General features: G+C 70.9%; 11 protein-coding genes and 1 pseudogene. 5 read left to right on the forward strand and 7 right to left on the reverse strand.

Features of this window, described 5'->3' with window-relative positions; translation table 11 throughout:
• Positions 1–25: 25 nt before the first annotated feature.
• Positions 26–1,213, forward strand: a complete 1,188-nt coding sequence (locus BKN51_RS34180; protein WP_199192941.1) for an ROK family transcriptional regulator — start codon at positions 26–28, stop codon at positions 1,211–1,213.
• A gap of 76 nt (positions 1,214–1,289) precedes the next feature.
• Here BKN51_RS34180 and BKN51_RS34185 read toward each other — a convergent pair whose 3' ends face one another.
• Both BKN51_RS34185 and BKN51_RS34190 read right to left on the reverse strand, forming a co-directional pair.
• On the reverse strand, positions 1,290–4,493 hold the full coding sequence (locus tag BKN51_RS34185) for a beta strand repeat-containing protein (RefSeq protein ID WP_168214452.1): 3,204 nt from the start codon (positions 4,491–4,493) through the stop codon (positions 1,290–1,292).
• A 194-nt stretch (positions 4,494–4,687) separates the two neighbouring features.
• Positions 4,688–5,689 (reverse strand): hypothetical protein, encoded by a 1,002-nt coding sequence (locus tag BKN51_RS34190; RefSeq protein WP_101611534.1) that lies wholly within the window; start codon positions 5,687–5,689, stop codon positions 4,688–4,690.
• Positions 5,690–5,966: 277 nt separating this feature from the next.
• Here BKN51_RS34190 and BKN51_RS34195 point away from each other — a divergent pair, with 277 nt between their 5' ends.
• From BKN51_RS34195 to BKN51_RS34205, 3 genes are read left to right on the forward strand one after another with little or no spacing between them, the layout of a single operon-like run.
• Entirely contained in the window at positions 5,967–7,163 is a 1,197-nt protein-coding gene (locus BKN51_RS34195; protein WP_101613625.1) for an AI-2E family transporter, read from the forward strand.
• A complete protein-coding gene (gene macS, locus BKN51_RS34200) occupies positions 7,160–8,326 on the forward strand; it encodes a MacS family sensor histidine kinase (RefSeq protein ID WP_101611535.1) in 1,167 nt (388 codons plus the stop codon). The genes BKN51_RS34195 and macS overlap by 4 nt, the downstream gene beginning before the upstream one ends.
• Positions 8,323–8,982 (forward strand): response regulator, encoded by a 660-nt coding sequence (locus tag BKN51_RS34205; RefSeq protein ID WP_101611536.1) that lies wholly within the window; start codon positions 8,323–8,325, stop codon positions 8,980–8,982. Before macS ends, BKN51_RS34205 begins: the two co-directional genes overlap by 4 nt.
• A gap of 10 nt (positions 8,983–8,992) precedes the next feature.
• Here the strand turns inward: BKN51_RS34205 and BKN51_RS34210 are convergent, their stop codons facing one another.
• Positions 8,993–9,919, reverse strand: a complete 927-nt coding sequence (locus BKN51_RS34210; RefSeq protein WP_101611537.1) for a hypothetical protein — start codon at positions 9,917–9,919, stop codon at positions 8,993–8,995.
• A gap of 189 nt (positions 9,920–10,108) precedes the next feature.
• On the opposite strand from BKN51_RS34210, the gene BKN51_RS34215 reads away from it, so the two are divergent.
• The gene (locus BKN51_RS34215; RefSeq protein ID WP_101611538.1) at positions 10,109–10,774 is read left to right on the forward strand and encodes a DUF1707 SHOCT-like domain-containing protein; all 666 of its coding nucleotides are present in this window, start codon (positions 10,109–10,111) and stop codon (positions 10,772–10,774) included.
• On the opposite strand, the gene BKN51_RS34220 is transcribed toward BKN51_RS34215, so the two are convergent.
• The 4 genes and pseudogenes from BKN51_RS34220 to BKN51_RS34235 all read right to left on the reverse strand — a co-directional run bounded on the left by BKN51_RS34220 (position 10,771) and on the right by BKN51_RS34235 (position 14,753).
• Positions 10,771–11,415 carry an MFS transporter gene (locus tag BKN51_RS34220; RefSeq protein WP_335645088.1) on the reverse strand — a complete coding sequence of 215 codons (645 nt, stop codon included), beginning with the start codon at positions 11,413–11,415 and terminating at the stop codon, positions 10,771–10,773. The genes BKN51_RS34215 and BKN51_RS34220 overlap by 4 nt on opposite strands.
• A 194-nt stretch (positions 11,416–11,609) precedes the next feature.
• A pseudogene (locus BKN51_RS34225) lies at positions 11,610–12,141 on the reverse strand (cadmium resistance transporter).
• A 48-nt stretch (positions 12,142–12,189) separates the two neighbouring features.
• Positions 12,190–13,824 carry a phosphoenolpyruvate--protein phosphotransferase gene (gene ptsP, locus BKN51_RS34230; protein WP_101611539.1) on the reverse strand — a complete coding sequence of 545 codons (1,635 nt, stop codon included), beginning with the start codon at positions 13,822–13,824 and terminating at the stop codon, positions 12,190–12,192.
• A 68-nt stretch (positions 13,825–13,892) separates the two neighbouring features.
• Entirely contained in the window at positions 13,893–14,753 is an 861-nt protein-coding gene (locus tag BKN51_RS34235) for a ribokinase (RefSeq protein ID WP_101611540.1), read from the reverse strand.
• Between the last annotated feature and the right edge of the window lie 179 nt (positions 14,754–14,932).

A 14,932-nucleotide genomic window follows, 5' to 3' on the forward strand; every position in this document is an offset into this window, starting at 1 on the left:
TAATTAATTCTGGGAGGATCTGCCGGTGAGTGTCATCCGGATGCCGTCCGCCTCCCCGAGCACCGCGCGGGCCATCAACGACCGCCTGGCCCTCGACCTGCTCCAACGCGAGGGCCCGCTGACGGCCGCCCAGCTCAAGACGTCGACCGGGCTTTCCCGGCCGACCGTCGCCGACCTCGTCGAACGGCTGCAGGACGCCGGGCTGATCGAGATCGTCGGCGAAGCGGGCGCCGAACGCCGCGGGCCGAACGCGAAGCTGTACGGCATCGTCGCCGATCGCGCGTACCTCGCCGGGCTCGACGTCCGCACCCACGGCGTCGCCGTTTCGGTCGCCGATCTGCTCGGCCGGACTCGCGCCGAAGCCTCGCTGCCGTTCGAACTGGACGTCGACACCGACGCGGCCGTCGAGCGGGCGATCGCGCTGCTGAAGACCACCGCGGCCGAAGCGGGCGCGACCGGGCTGCACACGATCGCCGTCGGTGCTCCCGGCCTGGTCGACCCGGCGACCGGCGGACTGCGGCCCGCCGGGGGACTGCCCGCGTGGCACGGGAAACTCGTCGACGAGCTCCGGCGGCGGCTGGGTGTCCCGGTGCTGCTGGAGAACGAGGTCAACCTCGCGGCCGCGGCCGAACAACGGCTCGGCGCCGCCCGCGACCGGGAGACGTTCGTGCTGCTGTGGCTCGGCTTCGGTGTCGGCGCGGCCGTCGTCCTCGACGGTTCGCTGCGGCGGGGCGCGTCGGGCGGCGCGGGGGAGATCGGGTTCCTGCCGATGCTGGGACCCGGCAGGCTCCCGACGTCGACCGACTGCGACGGCGGCTTCCACACCCTGGCGGGCAGCGCGGCGATCTGCGAACTCGCCCGCGCGCACGGCCTTCCCGCTTCGTCGGCCGATAACGCCGAAGCGGCCGAAGCCGCTGTCGGGTACGCGATCGACGCGGAGGCCGAGGAATTCCTGGAGATCGTCGCCGAGCGGATCGCGATCGGCACCGCCGCGATCACCGCGGTACTGGACCCGGGCTGTGTCGTGCTCGGCGGCGAAGTCGGCCGCGCCGGTGGCGACGCACTGGCGGCCAGGGTGAGCCGGCGGCTCGCGGAGATCTCGCCGCTGCGGACCGAGGTGCGGGCGGGGACCGTCGGCGGGAGCGGGGTGCTGGAGGGTGCGGTGCTGACCGCGATGGGCGCCGCCCAGGACGCGCTGTTCACGATGTCGTGACCACGACAAAGCGGGCCCGGGAGAAAGTCTCCCGGGCCCGCTTCTTCGATCAGTTGGCGCTAGCCGACTGGCAGGTTCACATGGTGTGGAACTTCTTGCCGGTCAGGGTGCCGATGAAACGCTGGAACATGCTCAGCGGCGACGAGTCGACGCCCGCCAGAGCCGGGACCTGCGTGGTCGGCATCGCCGGGGTGCCGCTCACGACGGGCAGGGTGCCCGCGGTGGGCAGCTGCACCGGCAGCGTGCCCGCGGTCGGCAGGGCGCCGGCCGTGGGGAGAGCGCCCGCGGTGGGCAGAGCCACCGGCAGGGCACCGGCGGTCGGCAGGCCACCCGCGGTGGGCAGCGCCACCGGCAGGCCACCGGCGATCGGCAGCGCGGTCAGCGCCGGGAGCTGCGCGAGCTTCGGGGCGTCCGCACGAGCGGCGTCACCGGGCAGGGCCGGGGTCTTCGGCAGGGCCGGGACACCGGGCAGCGCCGGGGTGACGGGCAGCGCGGGCAGGTCCGCCTTCGGCATCTGAGTCGGGAGCGACGTCAGACCCTTCAGAGCGGACACACCGGCGAGAACGCCACCCAGCTGCGGAGCGTCGGCGCGAGCCGGCGTGGTGGGCAGGCTGCCGAAGGGCAGCGCGGGGAGCGCGTCGATCGGCATTTCCGAACCGACCGAGTCGGTGAAGGCGCGGGTGTAGTCCGCGTCGTTGATCTCGGTGTCGTCGGTCGAGTTCTCGTCCGCGATGGCCAGCACCGGGATCTCGAGCTCGTTCAGCGGGATCGAGAACACCAGCGGGTGGTGCAGGTTGAAGCCGGAAAGGGCCTCTCCGCTGCCGTCCGTGATGCTGTCGCCGCCGGCCTGTCCGTCGATCACGCTGTCCGCGTTCGTCTCGGAGACGCCGCCGGCCGCCGCGATGGCGTCGCCGAACACCTCCGGAACGGCCGCGACCGGGATGTCGAGGATGTTGCCCGACAGCGATCCGTCGAGGCCCGAGGTCTCGACGTCGCCGCCCGAGGTGCCGTCGATGGTGTCGAGGCCCTCGGCGTCGGCGATGCCCGCCGCCGCGATGGCGTCGTGGGTGACGGGCACGATCGGCAGCGCCTGCGCGCCGATGATGTTGCCCGCGACCGCGCCGTTGTCACCGGTGGTGGTGGCGTCGCCGCCGGCCGCCGACATGACGTCGTTCAGGCTGTTGCCCTTGGCGATGCCCGCACCGGCCACGCCGAGCCCGGTCACCGGGACCGTGCCGCCGACCGGCGTCTGGACGATGTTGCCCGCCAGCGCGCCTTCTTCACCGTTGGCGGTGGCGTCGCCACCAGCCGACGAGTCGGTCAGGTTCGAGCCCTCGCCCGACGCGATTCCGCCCAGCACCGCGGCGAAGTTGTGCGCCTGGACCGGCAGGGAGACCGGGCCGTAGACCAGGTTGCCCGCGCCCGCGCCACCGTCACCGGTCGCGTGGACGTCGCCGCCCGCGTTGGAGGTGGTGTCGCCGTCGGCGCCACCGTGGCCCTGACCGGCGAGCGCGCCGCCGATCCCGAACGCCTGCACCGGCAGCGAAGCCGGCACGGTCGCCAGGTTGGAGCTCAGGAAGCCGTTGTCGTCGGCGGTGTTCCCGCCGCCGCCACCGGAGACGACCTTGGTCTCGTCGGCCGAGCCGGAGCCCTGGCCGATGAACGAGCCACCGACGCCGAAGACCTCGGCCGGAACCGCGGCCGGGACCTGGACGATGTTGCCCGAGCCGGACGAGTCGTTGCCCGTGGTGCCGTCGTACCCGCCGGCGGTCACGGTCTTGGTCTCGGTCGCCTCGGCGACGGCCTGTCCGATGTGCGAGCCACCGACGCCGTAGACCTCGGGGGCCAGCGCGGCCTGGGTGTTGACGATGTTGCCCGCGAGGGTGGAGTCGTCACCGTTGGTGTGGCTGCCGTTGCCGGCGTTTGCGTCGACGGTGTTCTCGCACGAGGTCGAGGACACGTTGCCGATGTAGGTGCCCGCGATGCAGGTCACCTCGACCGGGGCCGCCACGGCCGGGTCGACGATGTTGCCGCCGCCCGTGGAGCCTTCGCCCTCGGTGCTGACGAAGCCACCGGCGTCGACGACGCTGGAGTGGCTGGTGCCGCCGTCCTTGCCGGTGTTGGCGAGGCCGACCCAGCTGGCGGCCACGCCGCCGACGTTCGCGACGTCCGCGGTCTGCGGCACGATCGCGTTACCCGCGAGGGCCGAGTCCTCACCGGAGGTCTGGACGTAGCTGGGAACGTTGCTCCAGCCGGGCGTGGTGTCGCCGGCCTGCGCGTCCGCCGAGGAGCTGCTGTTCGAGTTCGCGAGCGAACCGTGCACAGCGGCGGCGTTGTCGTTCACCTTCGCGGGCAGCGCGACCGGCACCGCGGCGACGTTGCCGCCGAGGGCGGAGTCGTCACCGTCGGTCTCGACCCAGCCACCGGAGGTGGCGTCGGTCTCGGCCTCGTAGCCGGAGCTGTTGGCGTTGCCGATGATCCAGGAAGCGGCGTTGCCGGTGACCTGGACCGGGGTGGCGAGCTGGCCTGCCACCACGTTGCCGGACAGGGCGGAGCCCTCGCCGTCGGTGGTGATGTTGCCGGTCTCGGTGGTGCTCTGGCTGGCGGAACCGCCGACCACGCGACCGGTACCGCCGGCGAGCCCGCCGCCGTTGCCGGCGATCTGCACGGGCAGCGCCCAGTCCAGGGACACGACGTTCCCGGCGAGGCTGGAGTCCTCACCGGTGGTCTCGACGTCCTGGTTGTGCGACCAGGTCTGCTGGTGGTTCCCACCCTCGACCTCGGCGTCGCCGATCACGCCGATGGCGTTGTCGACGATCTGGATCGGGACGACGACGTCACCGACGACCTTGTTGCCCTTGAGGATGTCGTCCGTGGTGGTGAACCCACCACCGGTCAGTCCACCGCTGACCTGACGGGACGAGTCCTTGGCGGACAGCGGCGCGGGCACGGCGCCCTTGTTCGAGAGCTGGGGAAGCCCTCCGCCGATTCCGTCGCTGCTGCTGCCGGGCGACGTGACACCGTCGAGCGCGTCCGAGACGGGCTTGGTGACGGCCTTGGTGCTGACCTCGCCCTTGTAGCCGGGGACGTCGAGCTGGCCGAGGGGCGTGCCAACGGCGTTGTTGTCGATCTCGATGGGAACGGTGACGTTCGCGTCGAGCGGGGAGGCCGGGGTGTCGGGGTTGACCTGTTCGTCAGCCGAAGCGATGCCGGTACCCAGCATCAACAGCCCACCCGTGACCAACGCGGTCTGGAGTCCGCGCTTTGCCCAGGATTGCATGGGGTTGTTCTCCTTCATTTCGGGTTCCCTTTCGGGTTCGAGGAGGTGCCTTGGAAGCGGCACCAGAGGGGGGTGGAGCGAATGCGGGCGCAAAAAAGCGCACCGCCGTTTCGCGGGGGATCAGGAGCGGACGCGAAGCCAAGCCCGGAATCGGGAGGCGTGAGGCGCGTCGGCTACCCCGCGGAGGGAGGTGTTCAGTCGGGAGTGACACCGGGCTGCGAGCCCGGGGTGAGCGGCATGTACCGCGTGCCTGCCAGCGAGTAGCCGGTCAGGGAACGCTCGACGGCGGTGACGAGCCAGGCGGGAACGCCGTGGGTCAGGCCGTCGAGGTGACCACCGGGAGCGTTGCCGCCACCGGGGACAGTCGGGATGGAAGGCGCGACGGGAAGCGGCGCCGGGGTGAGCGGACGCGGGTAATCGCCGCGGTGTCCGTCACGGAAAGAAAAGTCTTCGTCCTGGGCGGAGGCGTCGTGCTGCTGCACGACGGCCGGCATCGGGAGGAAGGTCTCGGAGGAAGCGGGGAACTGGGTCGTCGCCAGCTGCGCGAAGTCGGTGACCTGGTCGCCGGCGCCGATGGTGTCCAGCGGGGACTTCGGGTCGACCGGACCGCCACTGACCGGGAGGCCCGGGACGAGGTCGCCGTGCCCCTGCGGGTCGAGGAGGTCCCAGACCTTGCGGCCGAAGTCGGGCGACGGGGCGAACGTCTCGTCCAGCACCTGACGGGTGTCCTGCGGCTTGCGCACGATGTGCTCGACGGCGCCGAGGGTCCGCTTGACCGGGGTGACCACCGAGTTGTCGGCGAAGTCGGTGACCGCGTCGCTGACGCGGGTGGAGACCTCGTGCCGGTCGGCGCGGATGTCGCCGCAGTGGTGCTTCGACCCGTTCTTGCCCGGCATCGACCACGTGGTGGCTTGCTGCTGGTTGTCGCCGCACATCGCTCCGGCGACATCGCCGGAGAACTTGCCCGCGCCGTGTGAAACGTCGTTGAGCCCGGCCACGGTGGCATCGGTGACCGGGGTGACGCTCGTTTCGGGAGCGGAGACCACCGGGGCGATGTCGGCCGAAGCGGAAGCACCGGACACGGCCCACGCGGCGGCGGAACCGGCGACGGCGCCGCCGAGAACGAACAGCGCACGCGAAGCGAGACGGCCGAAGCGCGCCGCGCCCCGCCCCTCGTTCTTCGCCGCGTTCGTCACTCGGTCTCCTGCCGTGTCGGTATGCCGTCGGTGGTTGCGGAACCGAGGTAAGCAAAGGGCGGAAGGACAAAGCGAGCCAGGAGCACCTTGATCGCACGATCGTGTGAAGAACACACGGTGTAGCTCGATATCACGATAAGTGATCAAGGCTGGCGGGGCCGGGTTACTCCGGAGTCGATGGACCGGCGGTGTGTCAAGCGTCGCTTCGGGGGAATTCGACCCGTGCGCGTCGCCCGGAATGTTCAAGAACGCCGTCCCGGACCGATACGGTGAGCCAGTGAGCGAGCCCCAGCGCAAACAGCCGGAATCCGACCCGGCGAACCCGTTTCTCTCCGAGTCCACCGAAGACGTCACCAACGTGGTGCCCCGCGGCCTGCGGATCGGCGCGGCGCTGTCGTGGCGCTTCATCGTGGTGATCGCCGCGCTCTACGTCATCGTGTTCCTCATCGGCTACCTGTCGGTGGTCGTCATCCCGCTCTCGATCGCGCTGCTGCTGGCCGCGCTGCTCGCGCCCGCGGTCTCCAAGCTGCAGGCGCTGAAGTTCCCGCGCGGGCTGGCGGCCGGGATCGTGCTGATCGCCGGGCTCGCGGTCCTCGGCGGGCTGCTGACGTTCGTCGTCGCGCAGTTCTCCTCCGGCCTGCCGGAACTGCAGAAGCAGCTGACGGAGAGCCTCAACCAGATCAAGACCTGGCTCATCGACGGACCGCTGCACCTGCGCCAGGAGCAGATCCAGGAGTTCATCAACCAGGCGATCGGCTTCCTGCAGAACAACCAGGCGTCGATCACCACCACCGCGCTCACCACGGCGGGCACGGTCGGCGAGATCGTCACCGGCTTCATCCTGACGCTGTTCATCCTCATCTTCTTCCTCTCCGGCGGCGACCAGATCTGGAAGTTCCTCGTCCTCGGCGTGCCCGGCCGGGTGCGCAACCGGGTCGACGTCGCCGGGCGGCGCGGGTTCGCCTCGCTGGTCAGCTACGTGCGCGCGACGGCGGCGGTGGCCGTCGTCGACGCGGTCGGCATCGGCGTCGGGCTGGCGATCGTCGGTGTCCCGCTGGTGATCCCGCTGGCGACGCTGGTCTTCCTCGGCGCCTTCATCCCGATCATCGGCGCCGTGATCGCGGGCGCGGTCGCGGTGCTGATCGCGCTGGTGACGAAGGGTGTCGTCGGCGCGCTGATCGTGCTGGCCATCGTCATCGGCGTCATGCAGCTGGAGAGCCACGTGCTGCAGCCGATCCTGCTCGGCCGCGCGGTCAAGCTGCATCCGCTCGCCGTGGTGCTCGCGATCACCGCGGGCCTCGTGACCGCCGGGATCGCCGGGGCGCTGCTGTCGGTGCCGCTGCTCGCGGTGCTCAACGCCGGCATCCGGTCGCTGCTGCACGAACGGGATCCCGATCCGGACGAGGTCGACGTCCTGCGGGATCAGGCGGCGCAGCCGAACGACAACGAGGAAGCGGCCAAAACGGAGTCATGACGAACACCCCGCTCTGGCGAGCCGTCTCGGCGCTGGGCACGCGGGACCCCGTGACGCCGCTGTGGCGCGGGGTGATCGTGCTTCGCGTGACGACGCTGCTCTTCGCACTCGGCTCGTTCATCGTCCACTACGACGGCTACGCGAAGCAGTGGCTCGCGTGGGCCGCGTTCGGCGTGATGACGGCGTGGACGGTGCTCAGCAGCCTGTTCTACGCACGGCCGTCGACACGCTGGCCGTGGCTGGTCGTCGTCGATCTCGCGCTGACGGTCGTCCTCATGTTCACGTCGGCGTGGGTCCTGTCCACCGCGCAGTTCGACGCCAACACCCCGCTCCTCACGACGGTGTGGGCGGCGGTCCCGCCCGCGGCCGCCGGGACGCGGTTCGGCGCGCTCGGCGGGGTGCTCGCCGGGCTGGTGGTCTCGGTGGTCACCGGGCTGGTGCGCTGGCGGTTCGACGTCGACGTCGCGCGGGACGGCTTCCTGCTGACCGCGAGCGGGTTCGTGATCGGGCTGGCCGCGACCATGGCGCGCCGGTCCGCGGACGCGCTGACCAGGGCGTTGCGCATGGAGGCCGCGACGGCCGAACGGGAGCGGCTCGCCCGCTCGATCCACGACAGCGTCCTGCAGGTGCTCGCGCGGGTACGCAAACGCGGCGCCGAATTCGGCGGGGAGGCCGCCGAGCTGGCGAAACTGGCCGGTGAACAGGAGATCGCGCTGCGGGCGCTGGTCACCACCGAGCCGACGCGGCCGAGCGCGAACGGGACGACCGACCTCCGTGCCGCGCTGCAGCTGCTCGCGACACCGTCGGTGCAGGTCTCGACGCCCGCCGGCGAGGTCCGGCTGCCCGAACACATGACCGCGGAGCTGGTGGCGGTGGCCCGCGAAGCGCTGCTGAACGTCGAAAAGCACGCTGGTGGAGAAGCGCATGCCTGGGTGCTGCTGGAGGACCTCGGCACCGAGGTCGTGGTCAGCGTCCGCGACGACGGCCCCGGAATCGCGCCCGGGGTGATGGAACGAGCGGCGGCCGAGGGACATCTAGGTATCGCGGAGTCCATCAAGGGGCGCGTGCGGGATCTGGGCGGGAGCGCCGCCCTGGACACCGCGCCGGGCCAGGGCACGGAATGGGAAGTCAAGGTTCCAGTGGCGGCGAGGGGAAAGCGATGACCGACGCGCCTCAGATCTCGGTGATGGTGGTCGACGACCACCCGATGTGGCGGGACGGGGTCGCGCGCGACCTGGCCGAGCACGGTTTCGACGTACGGGCCACCGCGCCGGACGCGCCCGCCGCGGTGCGGATCGCGCGCACGGTCCAGCCGGACGTCGTGCTGATGGACCTCAACCTCGGCGAGACGTCGGGCGTGGACGCGACCCGGGAGATCACCGCGGAGCTGCCGTCGACCAAGGTCCTGGTGCTGTCCGCGAGCGGCGAGCACAGCGACGTCCTCGAGGCGGTCAAGGCCGGGGCGTCCGGATACCTGGTCAAATCGGCTTCGGCGAGCGAACTGGTGGACGCGGTCAAGCGGACGGCGGCGGGGGATCCGGTGTTCACCGCCGGACTCGCCGGACTCGTGCTCGGCGAATACCGGCGGATGGCCGACGCCCCGGACGACGGGCCCGCCCCGCCGCGGCTGACCGAACGCGAGACCGACGTCCTGCGCCTGGTCGCGAAGGGGATGACGGCGCGGCAGATCGCCGAGAAGCTCGTGCTGTCGCATCGGACGGTGGAGAACCACGTCCAGTCGACGCTGCGGAAACTCCAGCTGCACAACCGCGTCGAGCTCGCCCGGTACGCCATCGAGCACGGACTCGACGGGGAGTAGCCCCGGTAGCTCAGCCCTGGGCGACGGTCACCACGGACCGGTTCCGTTCGGCGGGCAAAGGTGTCTTGACGACCGTCCATCCCGGCCGGTCGAGACGCCAGCTCGCGACGACGTCGGTGGCGAGCACCAGGGTGTCGTCCTCGGACCATTCGATCGCGACCTGCTTGAGCGGGGTCGCGATCGGCATCGAGGGCGCGTGGGTCCAGGTCAGCGTGTCGAGGGCGAGCACCCAGACGTCGGCGGTCTGCGTACTCGTCGCGGCCCAGGCTGGGTCGCCGAACAGCACGGCGACCTTGTAGCCGTCGCGGCTCGGGATCACCTGGCCCGGCGTGCCGTTGGGCACCGGGCGTTCGACCGGGACGCGCTGATCGTTGCGCAGGTCGAGGACGGAGAACCTGGTCAGCTCGGCGAGCAGCAGCCGGTCCTTGGTGATCGCCAGTATCCGCGGGAACTGGTGCACGGCGCGGCCGGTGGCGGGATCGATCAGCACGTCCTCGGCGGTGGCCGTCCCGCTGTTCACCGTGATCAGCAGGCCCTTCGGCACCTCTTGGCGCACCGCCGTCGTGCAGCTCGCCGGGCGGCCGCGATCGCGTTCGGCGCCGAGCAGGGAGACGTACTGGAGGCGGCAGAGGTCGTTGCCGTCGTCGCGGATCAGCCAGACGCCGGAATCGTCGGCGGACGGGGCCACGCTCCTGGCCTTGCCCAGCTTCCACGGCTGGTTCTCGGGATCCCCGTAGACGAGCACTTCGGACGGCTCCAGGCACGACGGCCCGCAGCGGGCGGCCGACAGCACGACCGGGAACTTGCCGACCCGCAGGACGTCGTTGACCCGGTCCCCGGCCGGAGCACCGGGCAACGGCGTCGTGGCGCCGGTGGCGGGATCGAGGATCGACGGCGGCGAGGTTGCCATGATGAGCCGGAAACCGCTGTAGTCCACCGGTTCGCCTGCGATTTTCGAAGGTGGCGGGAGTGTCGACCTGGGCGCAGGTGCGGGTTGTGGCTTGGCGCCGGTGCATCCGGCCAGGAAGAGGACAGCGGCCACCAGGGCGGTACAGGGGTGAAATGCGGGTCTGTTCAGGGTATTTCCCCGATCTCGCGCGTGAGATCCGGTTCTACCATTCCAGGCATGGGCGAGGAAGAGCAGCCGACGACCGAAACCAAGCCGTTGACCGGACGGGACATCCGGGTCTCCGACGCGGAGCGCGAGCACGTCGTCGTGGTGCTGCAGAAGGCGATCGGCCTCGGGATGCTGAATCTCGACGAGTTCACCGAGCGGACCGACCGCGCCCTCGCCTCGAAGACCCGCGGTGAGCTGAACGCGGTGCTCACGGATCTGCCGGGCCTGGTGCATCCCGAAGCGGGAGTGGTGCCGCGTCAGCAGCAGAACCCGTGGGCGCCGCCGCCGGGGCAGCACGCCTACGCGCAGCCGTCCGGGCAGGTCATGGAGCTCAACGGCAAGTACTCGGCGTTGCAGCGCGACGGGAACTGGCTGGTCCCGGAGTCGATGGTGATCCGGAACAAGTACGGCGCCACGAAACTGGACTTCTCCCAGGCCGAGATCCCGCATCCGGTGGTGCACATCGAACTGCAGGCCAAATGGGGTCCGGTGGAGATCACCATTCCCGAAGACGGCGCCGTCGACACCAACTCGATCTCCGACATCAAGTTCGGCAACCTCGACGACCGGACCCGGTCGAACGGCCGCCCCGGCACGCCCCGGTTCGTCATCACCGGGCGCGTGCACGGGGGATCGCTGATCATCAAGTACCCGCGTCGGGGCTTCTTCGGCTAGGCACCCACCGGCCGCACGTGCCGGAGGTGCCGGAGCACGAAGCAGGCGACGGCGGCCAGCACGAGCGCGGCCAGCCCGGACACCGCGTGCATCCCGCTGGCGAAGGCGTCGTGCGCGGGCACGGCGTCGGCGAGCTTGGCCTGGGTGACGGCGTTGCCCAGCGTTCCGACGGTCGCGATGCCCAGCGCGTAGCCGAACTCGTTGCCGGTCTGCGACAACGAAGCCGCCGAACCCGCCTTCTCCGGCGGAACCGAGCCGACGACCAGATCAGTGCCGAGGGTGACCAGCGGCCCGCCGCACAGGCAGGTGATGGCGAACGCGATCGACGGGATCACCGGACCGGCGCCCGCCTCGACCTGTGTCAGCAGCAGGAAACCGGCGATCGCCCCGGCCAGGCCGCCCGAAATCAGGGTGGCGGGCCGGAAACGGCGAGCGAGGATCGGCGCGCCCAGGAAGCTGACGGTCGACGCGAGCATGCCCGGCAGCAACGCCAGCGCGGCGCCGACCGGTGAAAGTCCCACCACGACCTGGAAGAACTGCGCGACGAAGAGCATCGTCGTCCCGCCCAGCATGGTGAACGCGCACATCCCGCCGATCGCCGTCGTGAACGCGCGGTTGCGGAACAGCTTCAGGTCGATCAGCGGGGTCTTGGAGGATTCGCTGGCGCCGCACGAACACCACGCCGAAGCCGAGGCCGAGCAGGAGCGCGGCCGCCGGGACCACGTGCACGCCGTCGCGGGCGAGTTCCTTCACGCCGTAGACCGCGGGCAGGATCGTGACCAGCGAAAGCGCGACACTCGCCGGATGCGTCGAAGCGGTGGACCGGATTTCGACATCAGGCGTGCAGAAGGATCAGCAGGCCGATGCCGATGAGGACGACCGGAAGCAGCAAGTGACCCCATCGCGCCAGGGCGCGGGCGATCACCGGGCGGGTCGAAGTACCTGCCCGCCGCGCACCAGACCGCGACGAGCGCCAGGAACACGGCGGCGTACACGATCAGCCCGCCGGTGCCGGTGTTGGCGAACACGGGAACGTAGACGCCGATGTTGTCGCCGCCGTTGGCGAAGGTCACCCCCGCCACGGCGAGAACTCCGGGACCGACGTCGGGCTCGTCGCCTTCGCCGTCCTTACGCCAGACGTGCCACGCCGCGCGGAGACCGAGCAGGAGCGGCACCAGTCCGAGCCAGGGCAAAACGGCTTCCGGCAACAGGCCTGCGCCGAGCGCCCCGACGATCGAAACGGCGAGGATCCCGGCGAACCCGAGGTACTGCCCGGCCACCACCCTCGCCGCGTCCGCACGTCCCTTCGCGCGGCCGAAGAAGAGCGCGAGCAGGACGATGTCGTCGATGTTGGTCACCACGAACATCGCCGCGGCCTGGCCGAAGATCACCACCAGGGAAGCAAGGGACCTTTGCTATCGCTTGGCTGCGGCTGCCCTCGCCTCGACGGGGTCCGCCGTGGCCAGCGCGGCCGCGGCGAGTTCCTCGCATTCGGCCAGCGTCGTGGCGGCCAGGCTCGCGCCCACCGCGCGCACGGCGGGCGCGTTCATCGAGAGGCTGGTCAGGCCGAGCCCGGCCAGCACCAGCGCGAGCCTCGGGTCGGCGGCGGCCTCGCCGCAGACCCCGGCGGGTTTGCCGGTGTCCTTGGCGGCCTGGCCGATGACCTTGAGCAGGCGCAGCAGCCCGGGCTGCCACGGGTCGTTGAGCTTGGCGACCGCGCCGAGCTGGCGATCCGCGGCGAAGGTGTACTGCGCGAGGTCGTTGGTGCCGACGGAGACGAAGTCGACCGCGTCGAGGATCTCGCGGGCGGTCAGCGCGGCGGCCGGGATCTCGATCATCACACCCGCGCGGGCGATACCGGCGGCACGGGCCCGCTCGGCGAACCACGCGGCCTCGGCGGCGGTGGCGACCATCGGCGCCATCACCGACACCTCGGCACCGGAATCCTGCGCGGCACCCGCGATGGCCTCGAGCTGACGGTCGAGGATCTCGGGCCGGTCGAAGGCGACGCGAAGCCCGCGTACGCCGAGAGCCGGGTTGGGCTCGGCCTCGGGCTCCAGGAAGGCGAGAGGCTTGTCGGCACCCGCGTCGAGGGTGCGGACGATGACCGGCTTGCCGCGGAACGGCGAGAGCACGGCTGTGTAGGCCTTGCGCTGTTCGTCGACGGTCGGCTCGGCGGAAGCGTCGAGGTAGCAGAACTCGGTGCGGAAGAGACCGACACCTTCGGCTCCGGCCTCGGCCGCGGCCTGGGCGTCGGTGGCGGAACCGACGTTGCCGAGCACCTTCACCCGATGGCCGTCGGCGGTCGCGCCGGTGCCGTCCCACTCGATCGCGCCGGTCTTGGCGGCCGTGACGATCTCGGCGCCGGGGTCGGCGACCTCGACCACACCGGTGTCACCGTCCACCGCAAGCGCTTGCGCGTCGAGCGCGAGAAGCCCGCGGACCGCGACGACGGCCGGAATGCCGAGCGCGCGAGCGAGGATCGCGGTGTGACTGGTGGGGCCACCTTCTTCAGTGACCAGCGCGAGCACCTTGTCCGGGTCGAGCCCGGCGGTGTCGGCGGGCGCGAGGTCGCGCGCGACGAGCACGCTCGGCGAATCCAAGTCGGGTACGCCCGGAGGCGCGATGCCGAGCAGTTCGGCGACAAGCCTGTCGCGCACGTCCAGGACGTCGCGGGCTCGCTCGGCCATGTAGCCGCCCGCTGCGGCGAGCGCGTCGGCGAACTTCCCCGCCGCCTGGTAGACCGCACGCGGGGCAGGCAGGTTCTGAGTCTTGACCAGCTGCTCCGCCGAAGAGACGAGCGCCGGGTCGGCCGCCATGGCCGCGGTCGTGATGAGAATCGTCGCGGCCTCGCCGGTCGCGGTCTCGGCCAGCTTCTCGAGCCGGGCCGCCACGATCTGCGCGGCCGGGGCGATCCGGGCGGCCTCGGCGGCGGGATCGGCCGGTGCCGGTTTACTCGCGGGCTCGCCGAGGGGTTCGGCGACTCGGACGACAGGACCGCTCGCGCGGCCGGGACTGACGGCGACCCCGGTCAGTGACTCAGACGGCATGGTCTAGACCATATCTCATAGGGGGCGTGACCTGGCTCATAGGCAACAGCACAACACAGAAAAACACATCATTCCAGTTCGGATGCCGTCGGATACGAAGGCTGCGCGCCCTGGCGGGTCACGGTGATCGCCGCCACCTTCACCGCCCGGCGCGCCGCGTCGGCCAGCTCCTCACCCTTCGCGAGCGCCGTGGCGAGCGCGCCCGCGAAAGCGTCACCCGCGCCCGTGGTGTCGACGGCCTCGACCTTCGGCGACGAAACCTCGGTGACCCCGTCCGCGGTCACCACCGCCGCCCCCTTCGCGCCGAGTGTCACGACGGCGGCCTTCGGACCGAGGTCGAGCAGCCGGGGAAAGTCAGCCTCGCCACCGAGGAGGAACGCCGCCTCGTGCTCATTGACCAAAAGGACGTCGAGACGCTGGAGCGTCTTCGCGGAGAGTTCGGCCGCCGGCGACAGGTTCAGAAGCGTCCGCACTCCGGCCTCAGCCGCCTTCGCCACGGCGTGCTCGACGGTTTCGAGTGGAATCTCCAGCGACAGCACCACGATCTCGGCGCCGTCGAGATCGACGTCCTCGGGCCGCAAACCGGAGTTGGCGCCAGGCGAGACGAGAATCGAGTTCTCGCCGTCGGGCGTGACCGTGATGTACGCGATCCCGGTAGGACGTTCGCTGGTGCGCACCGAGGCCGTGTTCACCCCGGACTCGGCCAGCGAGCGCTTGAGCAGCTCGCCGTACGGGTCGTCGCCGACCGCCCCGAGCAGCGCGACGTCGGCCCCGAGCCGCGCTGCCGCGACCGCGGTGTTGGCGCCTTTGCCACCCGGCGACAAGGTCGTGTCGCCACCGAGTACGGTTTCGCCACCACCGGGTCGCCGGTCGACCGGGACCACGAGATCGGCATTGGCGGACCCGATGACCAGCACCTGAGAAGTCATGGAGGGAACCTTGCCATGACCAGTGGTTGTCCGGTCATGACCCTTCTCCCGGCGAAGATGTGAAGAACTTTGTAACTTTCCTGGTGCGTAGTGCGACAATCAGGCGAGCAGCGGAACGCCGTCACTCTTTCGGGGGATAACCTTCCCCCGGGCGTCACTTCGGCGATCACGCCCGCTCT

This window comes from Amycolatopsis sp. BJA-103, assembly GCF_002849735.1.
In the GTDB taxonomy this organism is placed as follows: domain Bacteria; phylum Actinomycetota; class Actinomycetes; order Mycobacteriales; family Pseudonocardiaceae; genus Amycolatopsis.